The organism is Sphingomonas sp. Leaf208 (assembly GCF_001421415.1).
Lineage (GTDB): Bacteria > Pseudomonadota > Alphaproteobacteria > Sphingomonadales > Sphingomonadaceae > Sphingomonas.
In genome coordinates, this window is the sequence record NZ_LMKH01000023.1 from 60,511 (window position 1) to 79,965 (window position 19,455).

Here is a 19,455-nt window from a genome sequence, read left to right on the forward strand (position 1 = left end):
CACCCGCCCCATCACCCGCCTGCGTCGCCCGCCTGCGACTTGGCGGCGCGCAGGCCTTGGCGGCCCGGTAAGCGATTGACATCGTCCCGATATCTAACAACGATAGCGCTATCACAAAAATATAATGAGGATGCTTCGTGGACATTACACGACGGGACGGACTGGGCATGCTGGCGGGGCTCGCGGCCGCCGGTGCTGCGGCGAATGCCCAGGCGCGATCGATCCTGCGCCCGACGGGAGCCGACGGGAGCCTGCAATCGCTAGCAGCAGCCAAGGGCATGCGCCTCGGCTCCTGTTTCGCGTGGAGCGAACTCGGCGCGGACCGCGGCTCGTTCGCCAACCCGGCCTATGCGAGACTGCTGAAGCGCGACTGCGGGCTGCTGGTCCCCGAAAACGAGATGAAGTGGCAGGCGCTCCGCCCCAGCGCCACGACCTTCGATTTCACGCGGTTCGACGCGATGATGGCGTGGGCCGACGCCAACGCGCTGCCCGTACGCGGCCACAACCTCTTGTGGCATCAGCCGAAATGGATGCCGAAATGGGAAGAGAGCCACGATTTCGGCACGACGCCTGCGCGTGCGGCGGAACAGTTGCTCGTCCGGCACATCACCACGGTATGCCAGCGCTATGGCACGCGTATCCGCAGCTACGACGTGGTCAACGAGGCGGTCACTCCCGCCGACGGCACGCTGTACACGACCGCCCTGTCCCGCGCCCTCGGCAGCCCCGAGGCGACGCTCGACCTTGCCTTCCACACGGCGCGCACCGCAGCACCGCACGCGCAACTCGTCTATAACGACTATATGAGCTGGGAGCCGGGCAACGCACAGCACCGCGCCGGCGTCCTCAAACTGCTGGAAGGGTTCAAGGCGCGCGGCGTTCCGGTCGACGCGCTCGGCGTCCAGTCGCACCTCGTCACGCAAGGCACCGACACCCGCGCCACGATCGCCGCGCTGGAAGGCGAATGGCGTCGTTTCATCGATGCCGTCACCGCGATGGGCTATGCCATCGTCATCACCGAACTCGACGTCCGCGACAATAATCTCCCCGCCGACGTCGCCGCACGCGATCAGGGAGTGGCCGACTTCACGCGCGGCTATCTAGACCTGATGTTCGCCTACCCGGCGCTGAAGGACGTGCTGTTGTGGGGCATGACCGACCGCTACAGCTGGATCGAGGGTTTCGAGCCGCGCAAGGACAAGGCTCGCCGCCGCCCCTGCCCGTACGACGCCGCATTCGCCGCCAAGCCGATGCACGCTGCAATCGCTGCTGCGTTCACCGCGGCTACACCGCGCGGCTAGCGATTCCCACGACAATCAAGGCTGCCTCTAACGCGCCGCAGCCGCCATTTCGGCATTGCGGCGTTCGGAGGCGGCAAGTGTCGCGGTAAGCAGCGCGACCAAGGCGTCGTCGTGGTCGAGGACGTTCAGGCCCTCGCGGGTTGATCCGCCGGGGCTGGCGACGCGGTCGGCGAGTATGGCGGGCGATACGTCCGCCTCGGCCGCCATGATCGCAGAACCCTCCAGCGTGGCGATAGCGAGACGCGCCGCCTGGTCCACCGGCAGCCCGAGCGCCGCACCCGCCCTGGCGAGCGCATCGGCAAATCGGAACACGAACCCGGGGCCAGATCCGGCAAGCGCGGTCACCGCATCGAAATGCGCTTCGTCGGCGATCCATTCGTAATGACCGAGCGGCGCTGCGAACGCTTCCGCCGCCACGATCGCCTCTTGCGACGCCCCAGCGGTGTAGAGCGACGTCACGCCCTTGCCGATCGCCACCGGAAGGTTGGGCATCGCGCGGACGATTGTGTCAGCCGCGAACCGCTGGGAGAGTGCCGCGTGGTCGACACCGGCGAGGATCGACAGGAGCAGCTGCGGCTCACCTCGCATGGGTGCCAGCAAAGCCTGCGCGGCATCGATCTGCTGCGGCTTCAGCGCGAGCATCACCGTTGCGGGCGCCTCCTCGTCAGGCAGCGCGGTCAGCGAACGGACGCCTTCGGGTGCCCCCTGCCCGCTCCGCGTAATCACCGTAACGGTCGCCGGATCGAGCCCCGCGGCGATCCACCGCCGCAGCATCGCGCCGCCCATGTTGCCGCAGCCGATCAGCCACAGCGGACCTGCCGGAAAGCTCATGCCTCGCCGTGCGTTTCGATCAGTGCCGCGGCGATCGCTTCCTTGGGGCTCTTTCCGCCCCACAGCACGAACTGGAACACCGGATAGAAGCGCTCGCACTCCTCGATCGCCGATTCGACCAGCAGTTCCGCCGCGTCGAGCGACATCGTGCCGTCGTCCCCGCCGTCGACCATCGCCGCGTGCCGGAACAGCAATATGCCGCTCGACGACCAGAGTTCGAAGTGGCCGATCCAGAGCTGTTCGTTGACCAGCCCGATCGTCTCGTACACCGCCTGGCGCCGCTCGTCGGGTACCTTGATGTCGGGAAAAGCGAGGAATTGCAGCACGCTGTCGTCTTCGCGCCACAGCGCGCGGAGTTCATACGTCGTCCAGCTGCCCTTTACGGTCGCGACGATCTCGTCGTCGTGACGCTCATGTTCCCAGCCATGCGCAGCGTAATAGCTTTCGAGCATGTCGATCGGGGCGGCGTCTTCGTGGTCGTGGTCGGCGTGTTCAAGCATCATAGGGTCCTGGCGGTCCTTATCGCACGACAAAGGGTGCCGAGGCAAAAACGCCCCGACAACCCCATCGGCCCCAATTCTGCGGAAAACTGTGGAAAAGTCAGTCGACCGATGCCCCGAGCGGTGCATTTACGGTCGATTGTGCTGCGAACTTGGCTTCGAGCGCGTCGAGCCGAGCCTTCAACGCGTCGTTCTCGTCGCGTGCGGCCGATGCCATCGCCTTCACGGCGTCGAACTCTTCACGGCTGACGAAGTCGAGCCCGCCGAGCCATTCGCGCGCACGTTCCCGCGCACCGGAACCGGCTTCGCGACCGACGCCCGCAAGCGTACCGGCAGCACCGTTCAAGACCTTGACGATATCGTCGAACACGCGGTTTTCGGACTGCATTGCTTCAAAATCCCAAAGACTGTCGCAGTAACTGTTACAGTGACTGCTGCGTCACAGCATTTGGGACGTATGCGGCGCGGGTGCAAGGGTTTCGGCATCGGGGTTCAACTGCCCGATGCTGAACGCGAGCACGCCGGCAAAGCTGATCCACACCATGTACGGCACCATCAGCCACGCTGCGGCGGGGCGGATGCGCGCGAATACGAAGGTCGCGGCGATCGACAGCGCCAGCATTGCGACGATCACTAGTACCGACAGCCCGATCCTGTGCGCACCGAAGAACATCGGCGTCCAGGCGAGGTTGAGCAGGAACTGGCCGACGAACAGCGCGACGGCGAGCCCGCGCAACCGAGCGCCGCGTGCATTGAGGATCATCGCGAGCGCCAGCCCGATCAGGATGTAGAGCGTGGTCCACACGACCGGGAACACCCAGCCGGGCGGGTTCAGCGCGGGCTTGACGAGCGCCATGTACCAGGCATTCTCGCTGCCGACGCTGACGGATCGGCCGGACAGGAAGCCCAGCAACAGGATCAGGGGCACGGTCACGACCGCCCAGCGGAGGAACGACATCCTCAACTGGCCCTTCGAAGCGATACCGCCCACACAAATCCTTCCGCCTCTACGCGCGCTCGTCCTGGCGCGCATTTTGCGATCGGTAAACCGAGTTTGGTGGAGAATCGTTCCGCTAGTGGTTCATTCCGGCACGGTGCCTCCGGTTATCTCCGCCGAACATTCAACCGTCATTCCCGCGCAGGCGGGAACCCATACTGGCAAACCTTACGACGTAATCGCGACAGTTTAAGTATCTGGGTCCCCGCCTCCGCGGGGATGACGAAGCATTACATGGCAGCGCACTATGCCCGTCGAGTGGCTCTGGGTCCTGACGTTCGTCAGGATGACGAAGGCGTTTCGGGATCGTTTGGCACGTCCGAGACCGGCTGTTCCGCCGTCGAACTCTCGCCGTGCAAAGCAGCAATCAGGAACTCCACGTTACCCTCGGGCCCCGTGATCGGGCTTTCGACCACGCCGACCACGCTCCACCCCTGCCCCGTCAGCCACGTCGCGACCTCGTCGCAGACGCGCTGATGGATCGCGGTATCGCGGACGACACCACCCTTCCCCACTTCGCCGCGTCCCGCCTCGAACTGCGGCTTCACCAGCGCCATCAGCCTCGCGTCGGGCTTGGCAAAGGACATCGGCCGCTCCAGCACCTTTGCCAAACCAATGAAGCTCGCATCGCAGACGATCAGGTCGACCGGCTCGGGGATATGCGCGGGCGTGAGGATCCGCGCGCTGGTCTGTTCGTGGACGACGACGCGCTCATCCTGCCGCAGCGACCAGGCAAGCTGGTTCGTGCCACTATCGACCGCGTACACCTTCGCCGCGCCGTTCTTCAGCATGACGTCGGTGAAGCCGCCGGTCGACGAGCCGACGTCGATCGCGACCGCGCCGGCCACGTCCCAGCCGAAATGCGCGAGGCCGTGCGCCAGCTTGATCCCGCCGCGCGAAACCCAGGGATGATCGCGGCCGCGTACGTCGAGTTGCACGTCGTCGGGAAGCGTCTGCCCCGGCTTGTCGACCTTCTTCGTCCCCGCGAACACGAGGCCCGCCATGATCAGCGCCTGCGCGCGCGTCCGCGACTCGACCAGCCCCCTGTCGACCAGCATTTGGTCTGCACGTACCTTCACCATCCGCCCGCTATCGCCGCCCGATCCGATTGCCGCAAGCTGCCTTCCTTTCGCCGCAATGCCATTGCCTACCGAACGAGTAGGATTACGTTGAGGGCATGGGATCGTGACCGGATGGCGTGCCCTAGAGCGTCCTTCGGCCACGCTCCCGACCTCGAAGCACGAGGTTTTGGAGAAGGAGAAGCGCTGTGGGTTCTTTCGCACCGTATGATTCCGTCCAGCCGACGATCCTGACCGTGCCCGGCCTTGGTGGATCGGGTCCTTCGCACTGGCAGACGTTATGGGAAGAGGCGCGGCCCGACACGGTCCGCGTCGAACTCGGCATGTGGAACACGCCGCACCGCAACGCCTGGGTGACGCGCCTTGACGAGGCGATCCGGCAGGCACAGGCACCGGTGATCCTCGCCGCGCACAGCCTCGGGTGCCTCGCCGTTGCATGGTGGGCCGAACTCAGCCCGCAGCCCTATGGCTGGCCGGTGGCCGGCGCGTTGCTGGTGGCACCGGCGGACGTCGATCGTGGCGGCGCGCAGGCCGAACTGAAGGGCTTCTCGCCGACTCCACGCACGCCCTTGCCGTTCCCGTCGATCGTGGTGGCGAGCAGCGACGACCCCTGGGTCACGCCCGAGCGCGCGCACAGCATGGCCGCGGACTGGGGCAGCCACTTCGTCGATGCCGGGCCGCAGGGGCATTTGAATGCCGCGAGTGGGATCGGCTGGTGGCGTGAAGGACAGGACCTGCTGGAGCGCGTCATCGCGGCGAGCGGCGATGGCAGGGGGCAGGCTCTACCGCCAAGCAAGGCGCGGTCGATCCTTGCGGTCAGCGCTACAGACGCCGCCCAGACGCATTATCTGGGCGGGTGACCTCGCCTACCTGATGGTACACCACCCCGGCGAAGGCCGGGGCCCAGTTGGGGAACGTCGCTAACTGAGCGCGATCCCCCGTTACTGCGACCTCTCCAACTGGGCCCCGGCCTTCGCCGGGGTGGTGTGCTGGGCGCGGCGGTTTACGAAATCCGGGAACCATCCTCATCGAACAGCTCGGGGTTCGCCGCCTGCTCGGCCTTCGCCGCAGCCAGCCCACCCCGCATCCGCCGCCACATCGCGATATTCAACGACACCATCACGATCACCGCCAGCACGATGATCACGAGGCCCTTGGTCGGCCCAGTCATGCGCGCGCTTCGGCAACTCCGCCCGAATTGTGGCGGAGCGCCTTGAGAACGGTATCCACCAGCGCAGTCGCGTCGAGCCCGGCTTCGGCATACTGGACTTCGGGCTTGTCCTGCTCCTGATACACGTCCGGTAAACGCAACGTACGCAGCTTGAGCCCACCGTCGATCAAGCCCTCGTCAGATGCCATCGTCAGCACATGCGCTCCAAAGCCGCCGACCGAATTCTCCTCGATCGTCACCGCGACTTCGTGCGTCGTAAGCAGTTTCCGAATCAGATCGACGTCGAGCGGCTTGGCGAAGCGCAGATCCGCTACCGTTGTGCTCAGCCCCTTGGCTTCGAGAACCTCGGCGGCCTTGAGCGCTTCCTCGAGACGCGTGCCGAGCGACAGGATCGCGACCGTCTTGCCTTCGCGCACGACACGGCCCTTGCCGATCTCCAGCAGTTGCGGAGTCTCGGGCAGCGCGACGCCGGTGCCGTTGCCGCGCGGATAGCGCACCGCGATCGGGCCGGTGTCGTACTGCGCTGCGGTGTGCGTCATATGGACGAGCTCGGCCTCGTCCGCCGCCGCCATCACGACGAAGTTCGGCAGCGTCGCGAGGTACGTGACGTCGAACGAGCCGGCATGAGTCGCACCATCCGCACCGACGAGACCCGCGCGGTCGATCGCGAAACGGACCGGCAGGTTCTGGATGGCCACGTCATGCACGACCTGATCGTACGCACGTTGAAGGAACGTCGAGTAGATCGCACAGAACGGGCGCATCCCCTGCGCGGCGAGCCCTGCCGCGAAGGTGACGCCGTGCTGCTCAGCAATTCCGACGTCGAAGAACCGGTCAGGATACGCCTTGGCGAACGCGTCGAGTCCGGTGCCCGACGGCATCGCCGCGGTGATCGCGCAGATCCGCGGGTCCTTCGCGGCCTCCGCGACGAGCTGCGCGCCGAACACGTTCTGGTATTGCGGCGGTCCCGGCGGCGCCTTGGTCTGCACGCCGGAGATCACGTCGAACTTCTGGACGCCGTGATACTTGTCCGCGGCAGCCTCGGCGGGGCCGTAGCCCTTGCCCTTCTTGGTGACGACGTGGACGAGGATCGGGCCCTCCTCGGCGTCGCGGACATTCTCGAGCACCGGGATCAGGTGTTCGAGGTTATGGCCGTCGATCGGACCGACATAATAGAAGCCCAGTTCCTCGAACAGCGTGCCGCCCATCGTCATGCCGCGCGCGAACTCGTCGGTCTTGCGCATGCCGCTGGCGATCGGCCGCGGCAGCCGCTTGGCGAGTTTGCGCGCGAGGTCGCGGAAGCCGAGGAATTCGCGACTTGACACGATCCGGCTGAGATAGGCCGACAATCCACCGACCGGTGGCGCGATCGACATGTCGTTGTCGTTGAGGATCACGACCAGGCGGTTGCCCGCCTGAGCGGCGTTGTTCATCGCCTCGTACGCCATGCCCGCGGACATTGCGCCATCCCCGATCACCGCGATGCCCTTGCCGGGCGTCCCCGCGATCTTGTTGGCGATCGCAAAGCCCAGCGCCGCCGAGATCGAGGTCGACGAATGCGCCGCGCCGAACGGGTCGTATTCGCTCTCGCTACGCTTCGTGAAGCCGCTGAGCCCCCCGCCCTGCCGCAGCGTGCGGATCCGATCGCGGCGTCCGGTGAGGATCTTGTGCGGATAACACTGGTGGCCGACGTCCCACACCAGCCGGTCGCGCGGGGTATCGAACACATAGTGGATCGCGGTGGTCAGCTCGACCACGCCGAGCCCCGAACCGAGATGCCCGCCGGTGGTGCCGACCGCGGAAATCGTCTCGGTACGTAGTTCGTCGGCGAGTTGGCGGAGCTGGTCCGGGCGCAGCTTGCGGAGGTCGTCGGGCGTCGAAACGGTGTCGAGCAGCGGTGTCGAGGGAAGGTCGGCCATCGGACGGGCTTAATGCAGCGCGCGTATCGTGTCGATTGTTACCGTGTCCTGAGCTAGCATTCGCACTGGAATCGCTCGGAAAGTGCACAATTATGAACTTTACGCACCGTGTGGCCGATGAGGCGGATATCCCGGCGATCGCCGCGCTCATGGCACGCGCGATCGGCGCGTTGCAGGGGGACTTCCTGACGCCGGCACAGGTCGAGGCGAGCCGCGCGGTGATGGGGCTCGATACGCAATTGATCGCGGACGGGACGTATCTGCTGGTCGAGGCGGACGGTCGGCTGGCCGGATGTGGCGGGTGGAGTAGGCGCGCGACGCTGTATGGCGGCGACCACAGCACGGCGTTGCGCGATGCGGCGTTGCTCGATCCGGTGCGCGACGCGGCACGGATCCGCGCGATGTATACCGATCCGGATTTCACGCGGCGGGGTGTCGGGCGGCTGGTGCTGTTGGTTTGCGAAACTGCCGCGCGAGAGGCCGGGTTTGCAAGGGCGGAGATGATGGCGACGCTGGCCGGAGAGCCGCTGTACCGCGCCTGCGGGTATCTGCCGATCGAGCGGATCGAGACGCCGGGGGAAGTCCCGGTACCGATGATCCGGATGGGGAAGGATCTGGTGTAGAACCGTGCCAGGAGCGTGACGGCCTCCCCTCCCTGGAAGGGAGGGGCCGGGGGTGGGTCGGCTTCCGGATCAGGCGGCGCTAGCCAAAACGAACCGACCCACCCCTACCCCTCCCTTTCAGGGAGGGACGACTGATCATGAAGGTAAACGTGCGGGGTAAGCTCCTACTTCGCCTCGCAATCGGCGCACCGCCCGCGAACTTCGATCACCGGCCTCACCGGGGAGAAGCCCGCCGCCTCCGCCGCGTTGCGAACGCCGTTGGTGATCGTGTCGTTATCGAGATGCGTGGTCTGGCCGCACGAGTCGCAGACCAAGAAGATGCAGTCGTGCAGGCAATCCGGATGCGCGTTGGCGACATAGGCGTTCGCGCTCTCGACTCGACGCGCTAGGTTCGCGCCGACGAACAGGTCGAGAATGCGGTACACGCTGTTCGCCGCCACCCGGCGACCTTCGGCCTTCGAGACGGCCTCGGCGATGTCATAGGCCGAGGCCGGCTTCTCGAAGCTGGCGAGGGCTGCGAACACGCTGGCGCGCATCGTCGTCCATTGTTCGCCGGCCTTTTCGAGCGTCGTCTGTGCTGCGACGGTGAGATCGGCGCCCTGCGGTTCGGTGTGGTTGTGAGCGTGCGCCATGCCGGACGAAGTAGGATGCCGGAAGGGTTCCAACAACCCGCTCAGCTTTCCGCGCGACGGTTGAGATCGTGGCCGAATGCGAGCAACCCGACGCCGACGATCGTCCACAACGTCTCGCCGCCACCGCTGTCGTGCGGCAGCGTCATCGCGCCCGCCATGATGCCCAGTCCGAGCGCGCCCATCGCAGCAGGCATCATATAGCCGTGGTTCAGCACGCCGCGCCCGAGCGCGAGCGCGCCGAGACCTATCGCGATCGTCAGGCCGACTTCGTGGAAGATCGGGTCGAGCAGAAAACCGCCCGCGGTCGACATCAGCGCGACCAGCACGGAGGTCGCCAGGCAATGCACCATGCACAGGCCCGACAGTCCGATCGCATAGCGATCGAGACCGGCGAAGCGGTGGGTATGCGTGGCCGAGGGCGTCATCGTCCGTCGGATATAGACGCCTCGTTGACAGGATACAACATTACATTGTTAATTTTGGCGGCAAGTTAGGCCACATTTTGAAGGGTTCACTCCCTCCTCCTTGTTCTCCCGTGAAGGCGGGAGCCCAGACTGGGCTCCCGCCTTCACGGGAGAACAAGGAAGTAGCGTGCGACGGTAGCGAGTCCGGCTTCTACCCAACCGCCCCCAGCAACATGAAGCAACGCCGCACCACGAACCGATGGCGCCTCGCCGCGCAAACCACTATCTCCTCACCATGCTTCAACCGAGCGCCGCCTTCCTCAGCAAAGCCCGTCCTCGTTCCGTCGCCCTGTGGCTGTTCACGGTCGCCGGCCTAATCGTAGCGATGGTCGTCATCGGCGGGATCACGCGGCTGACCGAGTCGGGGCTGTCGATCACGCAGTGGAAGCCGATCAGCGGGATCATCCCGCCGCTCAACGACGCGCAGTGGCAGGCCGAGTTCGACGCCTACAAGCGCATCCCCGAATATGCCGCGTTCAACGCCGACATGACGGTCGGCGGGTTCAAGGCGATCTTCTTCTGGGAATACCTCCACCGGCTATGGGGCCGCGTGATCGGTCTCGTGTTCGCGGTGCCGCTGATCTGGTTCGCGGTGCGCAAACGTATCCCGGTCGGCTATGGCTGGCGGCTGTCGGCGTTGCTGGCGCTCGGTGCGTTCCAGGGCGCCATCGGCTGGTGGATGGTCGCCTCCGGACTGTCGGTGCGGACCGACGTCAGCCACATTCGACTCGCCGTCCACCTGTTGACCGCGCTGACGATCCTCGCCGGGATCGTGTGGACCGCACTCGACCTGATGGCGCTGCACCGCAATCCGCTCGCCGCCCCTGCCCGCCTGGCGCCGGTCGCAATCGTCGCGCTGGCGCTACTGTTCGTACAGCTCGTGTATGGCGCGTTCACCGCCGGTCTCGACGCCGGCTATGCCTTCGCGAGCTGGCCGCTGATGGGCGACGGGCTGTTCCCCGCGGACGTGCCGATGGTGAACCCCGCCTGGAGCAATGCGGTCGACAACCCGATCGTCGTGCAGTTCATCCACCGCTGGTTCGCGTTCGCCGCCGCCGCCGGGCTCATCTGGCTGGCGATCAAGGCGACCAAGACCGGCAGCAGCGCTGGCTTCTTCGTCGTCGGGCTCGTCACGCTCCAGATCATGCTCGGCATCGCGACGCTGATGACCGGCGTGCAGATCGACGTCGCGGTCGCGCATCAGGGCAATGCCGCGCTGCTCCTGATAGCCGCGATGTTCGCCGCCCACGCGGTGGGCACAGCACCTCATGTAAAGCAGCGGGTATAATAATACCCGTCAGGAAACCGGCGGAAAGCTTGACTTGAAGCCCCCCTTTCAGCATTAGGCCGGCATTCGCGCTGTGGGGCCTCCCATTGGTGCGCTTGCATTCAATCTGGAAGGTCTAACGCCCATGAAGGCGCTCATGAAGACCACCAAGTCGGCAAAGCCGGCTGAGGTGGACAAGCAGTGGCATATCGTCGACGCGGAAGGTCTCGTCGTCGGCCGTGCCGCATCGATCATCGCCAACGTCCTGCGCGGCAAGCACAAGGTGTCGTTCACCCCGCATGTCGATTGCGGTGACAACGTCGTCGTGATCAACGCCGACAAGATCCGCTTCACCGGCAACAAGGCCGCGAAGAAGATCTATTACAAGCACACCGGTTATGCCGGCGGCATCAAGGGCATCACTGCTGCCAAGGTCCTCGACGGCCGCTTCCCGGAGCGCGTTCTCGAAAAGGCTGTCGAGCGCATGATCCCGCGCGGCCCGCTGGGTCGTGAGCAGATGCGCAACCTGCGTATCTTCAAGGGCACCGAGCATCCGCACGAGGCACAGAACCCTGCCGTGCTCGACATCGGCAGCATGAACCGCAAGAACAAGGTGGGCGCATAATGTCCGACAACCGCCAGTCGCTCGCCGATCTCGCGAGCCTGACCAACCAGCCCGCGCCGGCTGCCCCCGCCGAGCAGGCTCTGCCGACCAGCGAAGGCGATATCGCAGCGCCGGTCTCGAACGAGCCCGTCCGCGAGCCGATGCCGCTGCGCGAGCAGATCCTCGACAAGCAGGGCCGCGCCTATGCGACCGGCCGTCGCAAGGACGCCGTCGCACGCGTCTGGGTCAAGCCCGGCACCGGCAAGATCACGATCAACGGTCGTGACCAGGAAGTGTATTTTGCACGTCCGACGCTGCGTCTCGTCATCAACCAGGTGTTCGGCATCACCGAGCGCGAAGGTCAGTACGACGTCGTCTGCACCGTCAAGGGCGGCGGCCTTTCGGGCCAGGCCGGCGCGGTCAAGCACGGCATCAGCCAGGCGCTGACCCGCTTCGAGCCGGTGCTGCGCGCATCGGTGAAGGCAGCAGGCTTCCTGACCCGCGACAGCCGCGTCGTCGAGCGCAAGAAGTACGGCAAGGCGAAGGCCCGTCGCAGCTTCCAGTTCTCGAAGCGCTAATCCCGCTTTCAGTATCTGCGTACCAGAAGGGCGGTCCGGCAACGGGCCGCCCTTTCTCGTTTTGGGGTGCAGCTATGACGGCAGGGTGAGAGCTGCAACGAAGCCCAAACCCCAACGATCCCCCTCCCTGGAAGGGAGGGGTCGGGGGTGGGTCGGCCAGCTTGAGCCCCAACGGTCGAACATGCGGAAGCCAACCCACCCCCTGCCCCTCCCTTCCAGGGAGGGGAGCCCGTTGGACTTAGCCGTAGCGTCGCGATCAAATTTGTTCGCGAACCTCCGAATAAAGCAAGCCCGCGATCCGGCCGCTACTCGAGCGCCGAAATGATCTCATCAAGCGAGGCGTTGCGGATCCCGCGGCGGTCGAACTCGTCGAGCATCACCGCCCACCATGCATGAAAACGCTTCAGATCCGCCGCGTCGCGAACATAAGGCGTGTGACCCGGAACCAAAGACGGCGAGTGGAAGGACAGGTTGAGCAACCGCAGCCCTTCGCCAGCCGCCACCGCGACGGCCTCCAAAGCATCGGCGATCGGCATGTCCTCGGGCGTCAGCGCGATCCGGGACAGCAGGTGCGCGCGTGCGAAGAGGCCCCTGCCCTTTGGAATGCGTCCGAGTGCCCGGTACAAATGCGCGCCACCCCATCGTGCACCACCCGTGAAAACCGTAGTCAGCGGCAACTCGACGATCCCCTCTGCGCGATACGCGCCGGCGTCGGCCACCGAGAAGTCGGGACCTCCGTCAGCACTGTAATCATAGCCGGGACGAACCGAGCTATCGATCCGATAACCGAGCCCGGCGAGCAGCGCGAAACTGTTCGGACCGATACCGTAGCGGCCAGCCCGGTAAGCGCGGGGGGCCTTACCGAACGCGGCCGTGATCGCCTTCGTCAGCGTTTCGAGCTTGGCGGCTTCCGATGCACGCGGCAGATTGCCGGCGTAACTCGATCCCGGCGGCGCGCTGTCCGGAAACGGCGGATTGACCCAGGCATGGAGCTGCGTGCCGATCTCCGACCGTCCATCTTCGAGGACACGTCCGAGTATCGCGACGGACGCTGGATCGGTGGCAACCGGATAGTCGACCATGCAGGCCAGCGCGACGCCCCGTTCGGCGAACCGGCGATGCGCGTCAGGAAAGGCCGCCATCGCGGTCGTCGAACGGTTGCGGCGATCCAGCGGGGCATTCCAGTCGAATTCCTCTTCGACGTCCGCGAAGACGGTGAAGCGCGTGCCGAATTTCTCGGGCCATACCACGCGTTGTGCGTCGGTCGGGCACGGGGGGCGATACGTCACCGCTGTTCGTCGGCGGTCCGCTCCGCATCAACAGTATCAGCAGCCGGAAGCTGAAGGGTCAGGCGGTCGGCGCCGATCGTCAGCACGCCGCTCAGTTCGACCGCGAGGTTCTGTGCCAGCCGCAACGCGAACCCGGTCCCGAGCAAGGGCGCGCCATCGCCGTCGCTCTCATGTTCGGCATCGATGCTCAGCAGGACATCGGTGGCGTGTGCGGCGAGCGCGGCGGGTCGATCGAACTCGATCGTCACGGTGTTAGAAACCGGCCGGACGACCACGCCGAGCTGCTCGCCCTTCCGCCCCGCCGAAACCAGCGCGGCGAGCAACCGGCCGATCAACCGCTCGACCGCACGATCGTCGCCGAGGATGTCGCAGTCGCCCGCCGGCATCGCCACGCCCAGGCTCGTACCACGCAGCGTCGCTAGCGGCTGGAGATCGCGGGCGACGCGGTCGAGCAACGCACGAACCGGCACCGTCGTCGGGCGCAGGTCGAGCGCACACCCTTCGATCCGGGCGGCAGTATCGAGATCGTCGATCGCCGCAAGCAGGTCGCCCGCCTGCGTGCGGATCGTGGTCGCACGGTCGCGGTAGGTCGGCGATACCGGGCCGAGCAACTGCGTCTCGATCAGCTCCGCGAACCCGGCGATCGCATTGGTCGGCGTGCGCAGTTCGTGAACGAGCTGCCGAAGCGAGTCGGACACCGGCGACGACACACGAACCGGCTCGGCCGTCTCGTCGCGACGAGGGCGACGCCCCGTTCCGCGGAAACCGTTGAAGCGACCGGAGGCGTGTTCGAATGCCGGAACGCCTGACAGCCGCCATGATCCGAACGCATCGGACAGGCCGCCGACTTCAAGCCGCGCATCGCTGAACCGCGAGCGTCGGCGGAACGCGCCTGCTGCCACTCCGTCGAGATGCGCCTCACCCTGTTGCGCGGCATAGGCGAGCGACACGCCGACCAGTGCAGAGCGCGCAACGCCGTCGACCATGCGGATGATCCCTTGCGCATCGGTCTCGAAGCGGAAGCCCTCGATTTCAACGGCTACGGGCGCTGGCGTAGCAGCATCGACGGTGCGGTCGCGATTGAACGCCTCGATCCGCGCGACGAGGTCGGAAATCTCGAACCGATCCGCCGGGGCTGGTCCAGCCGGCTCGACCACGGCCGGCTCGGTCTCGGCAAGCTTGGCGTGGCGAAACGCCTCGGCGACGAACGGCAACCCCCGCGCGACCGCGCCGAGCGCCATGAACGGGGTTTCGCTGAGCGGCGCGGCGTATAGGGACAGCTCGGGAATGTCGGTGGGAGCCGGTTCCGGAAGCTTCGCGACCGGGTCATCGCGGACTGGCGCTTTTTCGATCGGCACCGGTTCGAGAGCAATCGGCTCGGGCGCGATGGGCTCGGGCGCGGCCGGTTCAGCCTCGGCCATCTCGATCTCGACTGGCGCTTCGGGTTGCGGCAACACGAAGTCGGTCGGACCGAAGCTCTGCAACCCACGCTGGACCTCGGCGGGCAGATCGCGACGATGGCGCAGCACGGAACGGCTCGGCGGTGTCAGTCGCGGGAGAAGCGCGAGCCAATCGTCCGGCTCCAGCGTCGCCGTCCGCAACACCGGTGCGGCGATCGCCAGCACGTCTTCCGCGAAGAACCCCACGAGTCGCGCATCGGGCTTGGCAAACGCCAGCGCCCGCGCACTCGCGGCCCGGACCTCGACCGGCACCGCCTGCCGCAACAGCCACAACCGCGCGATCGCCGGCTCGTCGACCACCGCACGACCGCGTCCCATCAGGTCGACCAACTGCCGCCACGCCGATTGCGCACCGAAATCGGTGGCCATGTCGGCGGCAAGGATCGTCTTCAGGCTATCGTCGAACCGCACATCGTTCCCCGGCTTCAGCGGGCTTAGCACGCTCTCCGTACCGATTCCTTAACGCGCGCGGCGATGCGAAGGAACAACCCATTTTGGTGGGCAAAGGCCTTCGTCGCATTGTGGGACAATTGCGTTTCGCCGCAACAATCTTATCGCTATGAGGAATGAATCGCTTGGTTTGCGATGCCCATCAGGAGTTGCGTGTAATGAGTTTTGACCGGATCGATCGGCAGATCCTGTCGCTGTTGCAGGCCGACGGTCGGATGACCAATGTCGACCTGGCCGACCAGGTGGGGCTCACTGCGCCGCCGTGCCTCCGCCGCGTCCGCGCACTCGAGGAAGCGGGTGCCATTCGTGGCTATCACGCCGATCTCGATGCCAGCCGCCTGGGCTTCCCGATCACCGTGTTCGCGATGGTGTCGCTGCGCAGCCAGGCCGAGCACGACCTCGCCGCGTTCGAGCATCACATCGCCGACATTCCCGAAATCCGCGAATGCCACATGCTCAACGGCGAGATCGACTTCATCCTGAAGATCGTCGCCGCCGACCTGAAGAGTTTCCAGGAAATCCTGACGACGCACCTGACGCCTGCGCCGAATGTGGCCAGCGTGAAGACGTCGCTGACGATCCGGACGGCGAAGGCGCTGTCAGGCATCCCGGTGGTGGTCGACTAGTCGTCGCTCCTCGATCTCCCCCGCAAGAGGGACGATCAAGGGGTTTGCCGACCTTCGCCCCTCCCTGAAAGGGAGGGGTTGGGGGTGGGTTGGGTTCCGCTTGGTTCGGACTTTCGTGACACAAGCAGGCCAACCCACCCCCTGCCCCTCCCTTCCAGGGAGGGGAGTTCAGACGCCGTGATTGGCCAGCCTTACCTCAAACGAAAACGGGGCGGCATTGCTGCCGCCCCGCTTCCCATTCCAAAGAGGCCTTAGCTTAAGCAGCCGGTGCGCCGAGCCAGGTCGTCCACAGACCAGCAACGTCGGCCTTGGGCGAAGCCTTGACCGCCGAGAACGCCGTCGTGGCGCCAGCCTTGTCGCCCGACCGCGCGAGCGCGATGCCCATATGCAGGTTGACGTCGTCGGCATCGACACCGCCCTTGGTCAGCGCCAGGCGATACAGCTCGATCGACTTGGCGTAGTTGTTCTGACCCAGATAGGCATCGGCCGTACCCGCGGCGAGCTTGCCGTTGGGAGCGGCCGCAGCGCGCTTCTCGAGACCCGACAACGGACCATCGTTGGCGATGTTCTTGCTCGCGTCCGCCAGCAGGCCCTTGGCCATCGTGTTCGACGCCGGGATCTTGCCCGCGGCGAGACCTTCCTTGATCACCGCCTGTGCTTCGCTCGGCAGGCCGCGACGGTTCACGCTGTCGGCATACTGGAGATAGTCGGTCTGATCGGCGAGCGAATTGGTCGCACGCATCAGGCGGAACACGTCGACCTTCTGTGCCTCGTCGAGCGGGATCAGCGCGTTGGCCTGGATCCCCGACAGGATCAGCACATCACGCCAGTTCTTCGCCGACGGATATGCCGCGATCCACTTCTTCAGCCACGCCATCGTGTCGGCGTTGCGCTTGGCGGCATAGGACTTGGCGATCGCATAGCGATAATAATCCTCGGGAGCCTTCTGGCCCGCCGCGGTCATCTGCGTGATCGAAGCGTCGAGATCGGCGGTGGCACCGGTCACGTCGCCGCTTTCCATCTTCGCCTTGACGATCTGCAATCCGAGGTCCGGGTTGGTATATCCGAGATCCTTGGCCTTCGCGAAATACTGGAGCGCGATCGGATACTGCTTGCCGTTGAACGCGAGTGCACCGCGGCGATATGCGTATTTGCCGCGATCGGCAGCCGGCGTCGCCGGGTTGGCGATCAGCGCGTCGAGTGGCTTTGCCAGCGTCGTCTCGTTCATCGGCGCGTTCGGGTTGGCGGTCTGCGCGGCAACCAGCTTCTCGTTCTCGAGCTGATAGCGAAGCGCCGCGCCGATATACTTCTCGTAGTCGGTCTTGGCGGCGGCATCGATCTGGTCGATCGCGGTCTGCGCGCCGGCGTAATCCTTGGCGGTCAGCGCAGTCTGCGCGGCGATGCCGGGCTTCTGGACTTCGGGGCTCAGCTTCATTGCCGGTGCCTCTTCGGCCTTCTTGTCCTTGGCGAACGCAGGCGCCGACAGCGCGAGGCCGCTCGTGCCGGTGGCAAACGCCGCAATCAGTGCAAGCTTGGAAATGGTCTTCATGCGGAAACTCTCCCTCTGCGTCGGCCCGCTTACGTAAGTGGCGCGCGACGCCGCTATATGATCCGCCATGCATACGTTCAAGCGAGCGGCTTGGATCCCGCGGATGTGAGATTACGCGTGAACGTCGATTGAACGTGCTCCCGGCCGTCGCTAGATCGCGGCCATGATCGCTGTTCTATCGCCCGCCAAGACGCTCGATTACGAGAGCGCGTTGCCCAAGCTCGACCCGACCGCGCCGAGGTTTGCCGACGAGGCGAAGACGCTGGCGCATGCCGCCGCGCACCTGACGCAGAAGAAGTTGTCGGAACTGATGCATATCTCGCCCGCGCTGGCGAAGCTGAACGCGGACCGGTACCGCGATTTCGACACGCTGCCCGAGCGGCCGGCGATGTTCGCGTTCGCCGGCGATGTCTATACCGGGCTGGAGGCCAAGACGCTCGACGAGGCGGCGGTCGATTACGCGCAGGATCACGTGCGGATGTTGTCGGGACTCTACGGGTTGCTGCGGCCGCTCGATCTGATGCGCCCCTACCGGCTGGAGATGGGCACGCGCTGGGCGCCGCGGAAGACGAAGCTGACCGATTGGTGGGGCGACCGCATCGCCAAGCTGCTCGCGGACGACGTCGAGGCGGAGGGGTCGGGGACGATCCTCAACCTCGCGAGCCAAGAATATTGGGCGGCGGCGGACGGCAAGTTGCCCAAGTCGATCCGCGTCGTCGCGATCGATTTCCGCGAGGGCGACGCACAGAAGTTCGTCAGCTTCCACGCGAAGAAGGCGCGCGGGATGGTCGCGCGGTGGCTGGTCGAACACCGGGTCGACGACATCGAGGGGATCAAGGGGTTCGACAGCGACGGCTATGCCTATGACGCGGCGGGCAGCAGCGACGCGCAGTTCCGGTTCGTGCGCAAGTGAGCAGCGCGGTCGTCATCGGTGTGTCGGGCGGGATCGGCAAGGCGCTGGAAGAGGCGCTGATCGAGGAAGGGGCGTTCGACCAGGTCTACGGGTTCGCGCGATCGGAGAGTGGCGATCGACATCTCGATCTGGAGGATGAGGCAAGCATTGCAGCGGCGGCTTTGCGGGTCGGCTCGCCGGCGCTGGTGATCGTCGCGACCGGGTTGCTGCACGACGGCGACAAGGGCCCCGAGAAGGCGATGCGCGAGCTCGACCCGGTGTGGATGGCGCGCAACTTCGCGATCAATGCGATCGGGCCGGCGCTGGTGGCGAAGCACTTCTTGCCGACGATGCCGAAAGCGGGGCGGATCGTCTTCGCGGTTCTCTCGGCGCGCGTTGGCAGCATTGGCGATAACAAGCTCGGTGGCTGGTACGGGTACCGTGCGTCGAAGGCGGCGCTGAACCAGTTGGTGAAGACGATCTCGATCGAGGACAAGCGTCGCAATTCGAGCGGGATCGTCGTGGGGCTGCATCCGGGGACGGTCGACACCGGTTTGTCGAAGCCGTTCCAGGGCAACGTGACGCCCGGCAACCTGTTCAAGCCTGACCGCGCGGCGGTGCAGTTGCTCGACGTCATCGACAGCCTGCGCGCGCCGGACAGCGGGAAGCTGTTCGCATGGGACGGCGTCGAGGTCACGCCCTGACTTCTACTCCCCTCCCTGAAAGGGAGGGGTTGGGGGTGGGTCGGCCGGTTGCAGACCACGACCGCTAGCCAATGTGGAAACCGACCCACCCCTGCCCCTCCCTTCCAGGGAGGGGTGAGAAGCAGTCCTGCGCATGACGCGGATTTCACCTGCCTGCCACAGTCCGTTCAGGTCCCTCGGCGCAGTCTCCTCCACATCGTCCACCAAGGCCGAAACGAGAGGATACCCGCATGAAGAAGTCCCTCCCCCTCGCGATCCTCGCCGGCGCTACGCTGCTGTCCGGCACCGCAGCCGTCGCCGCGAGCCAGGCTCCGACCAAGACCGTCCAGCCGAAGACCGTCGCGACGCACACCACCACGACCAAGACGACCACGCCCGCCGGCAACACCAAGGTCGCCAAGCGCACCACGACCGTCGCCAAGGGTCGCATGGTCACCGCCAAGCTCGCGAACGGCAAGTCCGTCACCTACAATTGCTCGCTCGCCGGCAACAAGACCAAGACCGCCTGCAAATAAGCCC

At 65.7% G+C, this 19,455-nt stretch carries 22 protein-coding genes; 10 read left to right on the plus strand and 12 right to left on the minus strand.

Features of this window, described 5'->3' with window-relative positions:
- Positions 1–137 precede the first annotated feature (137 nt).
- The gene (locus tag ASE69_RS10240; protein ID WP_235518491.1) at positions 138–1,301 is read left to right on the plus strand and encodes an endo-1,4-beta-xylanase; all 1,164 of its coding nucleotides are present in this window, start codon (positions 138–140) and stop codon (positions 1,299–1,301) included.
- A 27-nt stretch (positions 1,302–1,328) separates the two neighbouring features.
- On the opposite strand, the gene ASE69_RS10245 is transcribed toward ASE69_RS10240, so the two are convergent.
- The 5 genes from ASE69_RS10245 to ASE69_RS10265 form a co-directional block, all read right to left on the minus strand.
- Positions 1,329–2,132: a pyrroline-5-carboxylate reductase family protein gene (locus ASE69_RS10245; RefSeq protein WP_056485989.1), complete on the minus strand. Its 804-nt coding sequence runs from the start codon at positions 2,130–2,132 to the stop codon at positions 1,329–1,331.
- Positions 2,129–2,632: a YbjN domain-containing protein gene (locus ASE69_RS10250; RefSeq protein WP_082453087.1), complete on the minus strand. Its 504-nt coding sequence runs from the start codon at positions 2,630–2,632 to the stop codon at positions 2,129–2,131. Before ASE69_RS10250 ends, ASE69_RS10245 begins: the two co-directional genes overlap by 4 nt.
- A gap of 100 nt (positions 2,633–2,732) precedes the next feature.
- A complete protein-coding gene (locus ASE69_RS10255) occupies positions 2,733–3,020 on the minus strand; it encodes an accessory factor UbiK family protein (protein WP_056485995.1) in 288 nt (95 codons plus the stop codon).
- A 51-nt stretch (positions 3,021–3,071) separates the two neighbouring features.
- Positions 3,072–3,590, minus strand: a complete 519-nt coding sequence (locus ASE69_RS10260; RefSeq protein WP_056485998.1) for a TspO/MBR family protein — start codon at positions 3,588–3,590, stop codon at positions 3,072–3,074.
- A 320-nt stretch (positions 3,591–3,910) separates the two neighbouring features.
- A complete protein-coding gene (locus ASE69_RS10265) occupies positions 3,911–4,711 on the minus strand; it encodes a TlyA family RNA methyltransferase (protein ID WP_082453061.1) in 801 nt (266 codons plus the stop codon).
- A 185-nt stretch (positions 4,712–4,896) separates the two neighbouring features.
- Between ASE69_RS10265 and ASE69_RS10270 the strand changes: the two genes are divergently transcribed.
- Positions 4,897–5,568, plus strand: coding sequence for an RBBP9/YdeN family alpha/beta hydrolase (locus tag ASE69_RS10270; protein WP_056047792.1), 672 nt, complete (start codon positions 4,897–4,899; stop codon positions 5,566–5,568).
- Between the two features lie 143 nt (positions 5,569–5,711).
- Here ASE69_RS10270 and ASE69_RS22060 read toward each other — a convergent pair whose 3' ends face one another.
- Positions 5,712–5,879, minus strand: coding sequence for a hypothetical protein (locus tag ASE69_RS22060; protein WP_156362292.1), 168 nt, complete (start codon positions 5,877–5,879; stop codon positions 5,712–5,714).
- Positions 5,876–7,798, minus strand: a complete 1,923-nt coding sequence (gene dxs / locus ASE69_RS10275) for a 1-deoxy-D-xylulose-5-phosphate synthase (protein ID WP_056486001.1) — start codon at positions 7,796–7,798, stop codon at positions 5,876–5,878. Before dxs ends, ASE69_RS22060 begins: the two co-directional genes overlap by 4 nt.
- A 92-nt stretch (positions 7,799–7,890) precedes the next feature.
- Between dxs and ASE69_RS10280 the strand changes: the two genes are divergently transcribed.
- The gene (locus ASE69_RS10280; RefSeq protein WP_056486005.1) at positions 7,891–8,421 is read left to right on the plus strand and encodes a GNAT family N-acetyltransferase; all 531 of its coding nucleotides are present in this window, start codon (positions 7,891–7,893) and stop codon (positions 8,419–8,421) included.
- Between the two features lie 164 nt (positions 8,422–8,585).
- Here the strand turns inward: ASE69_RS10280 and ASE69_RS10285 are convergent, their stop codons facing one another.
- Positions 8,586–9,053, minus strand: coding sequence for a Fur family transcriptional regulator (locus ASE69_RS10285; protein WP_056486009.1), 468 nt, complete (start codon positions 9,051–9,053; stop codon positions 8,586–8,588).
- Between the two features lie 41 nt (positions 9,054–9,094).
- Positions 9,095–9,478: a MerC domain-containing protein gene (locus ASE69_RS10290; protein WP_056047781.1), complete on the minus strand. Its 384-nt coding sequence runs from the start codon at positions 9,476–9,478 to the stop codon at positions 9,095–9,097.
- A 274-nt stretch (positions 9,479–9,752) separates the two neighbouring features.
- Between ASE69_RS10290 and ASE69_RS10295 the strand changes: the two genes are divergently transcribed.
- The 3 genes from ASE69_RS10295 to rpsI all read left to right on the plus strand — a co-directional run bounded on the left by ASE69_RS10295 (position 9,753) and on the right by rpsI (position 11,966).
- Positions 9,753–10,805, plus strand: coding sequence for a COX15/CtaA family protein (locus ASE69_RS10295; RefSeq protein WP_056486933.1), 1,053 nt, complete (start codon positions 9,753–9,755; stop codon positions 10,803–10,805).
- A gap of 124 nt (positions 10,806–10,929) precedes the next feature.
- Positions 10,930–11,409: a 50S ribosomal protein L13 gene (gene rplM, locus ASE69_RS10300; RefSeq protein WP_082441436.1), complete on the plus strand. Its 480-nt coding sequence runs from the start codon at positions 10,930–10,932 to the stop codon at positions 11,407–11,409.
- Entirely contained in the window at positions 11,409–11,966 is a 558-nt protein-coding gene (gene rpsI, locus ASE69_RS10305) for a 30S ribosomal protein S9 (RefSeq protein ID WP_082441435.1), read from the plus strand. Before rplM ends, rpsI begins: the two co-directional genes overlap by 1 nt.
- A 305-nt stretch (positions 11,967–12,271) precedes the next feature.
- On the opposite strand, the gene ASE69_RS10310 is transcribed toward rpsI, so the two are convergent.
- Together ASE69_RS10310 and ASE69_RS10315 are read right to left on the minus strand one after the other, a co-directional pair.
- Positions 12,272–13,255 (minus strand): polysaccharide deacetylase family protein, encoded by a 984-nt coding sequence (locus ASE69_RS10310; protein WP_056486011.1) that lies wholly within the window; start codon positions 13,253–13,255, stop codon positions 12,272–12,274.
- The gene (locus tag ASE69_RS10315; RefSeq protein WP_235518500.1) at positions 13,252–15,126 is read right to left on the minus strand and encodes a sensor histidine kinase; all 1,875 of its coding nucleotides are present in this window, start codon (positions 15,124–15,126) and stop codon (positions 13,252–13,254) included. Before ASE69_RS10315 ends, ASE69_RS10310 begins: the two co-directional genes overlap by 4 nt.
- Positions 15,127–15,323: 197 nt before the next feature.
- On the opposite strand from ASE69_RS10315, the gene ASE69_RS10320 reads away from it, so the two are divergent.
- A complete protein-coding gene (locus ASE69_RS10320; protein WP_055880606.1) occupies positions 15,324–15,791 on the plus strand; it encodes an Lrp/AsnC family transcriptional regulator in 468 nt (155 codons plus the stop codon).
- 256 nt (positions 15,792–16,047) lie between these two features.
- Here ASE69_RS10320 and ASE69_RS10325 read toward each other — a convergent pair whose 3' ends face one another.
- Positions 16,048–17,340 carry a hypothetical protein gene (locus ASE69_RS10325; RefSeq protein ID WP_056486014.1) on the minus strand — a complete coding sequence of 431 codons (1,293 nt, stop codon included), beginning with the start codon at positions 17,338–17,340 and terminating at the stop codon, positions 16,048–16,050.
- A 163-nt stretch (positions 17,341–17,503) separates the two neighbouring features.
- On the opposite strand from ASE69_RS10325, the gene yaaA reads away from it, so the two are divergent.
- The 3 genes from yaaA to ASE69_RS10340 all read left to right on the plus strand — a co-directional run bounded on the left by yaaA (position 17,504) and on the right by ASE69_RS10340 (position 19,451).
- Positions 17,504–18,253: a peroxide stress protein YaaA gene (gene yaaA / locus ASE69_RS10330; protein ID WP_056486017.1), complete on the plus strand. Its 750-nt coding sequence runs from the start codon at positions 17,504–17,506 to the stop codon at positions 18,251–18,253.
- Positions 18,250–18,936, plus strand: a complete 687-nt coding sequence (locus tag ASE69_RS10335; RefSeq protein WP_056486020.1) for an SDR family NAD(P)-dependent oxidoreductase — start codon at positions 18,250–18,252, stop codon at positions 18,934–18,936. Before yaaA ends, ASE69_RS10335 begins: the two co-directional genes overlap by 4 nt.
- Positions 18,937–19,166: 230 nt before the next feature.
- On the plus strand, positions 19,167–19,451 hold the full coding sequence (locus tag ASE69_RS10340; RefSeq protein WP_056486023.1) for a hypothetical protein: 285 nt from the start codon (positions 19,167–19,169) through the stop codon (positions 19,449–19,451).
- Positions 19,452–19,455 lie beyond the last annotated feature (4 nt).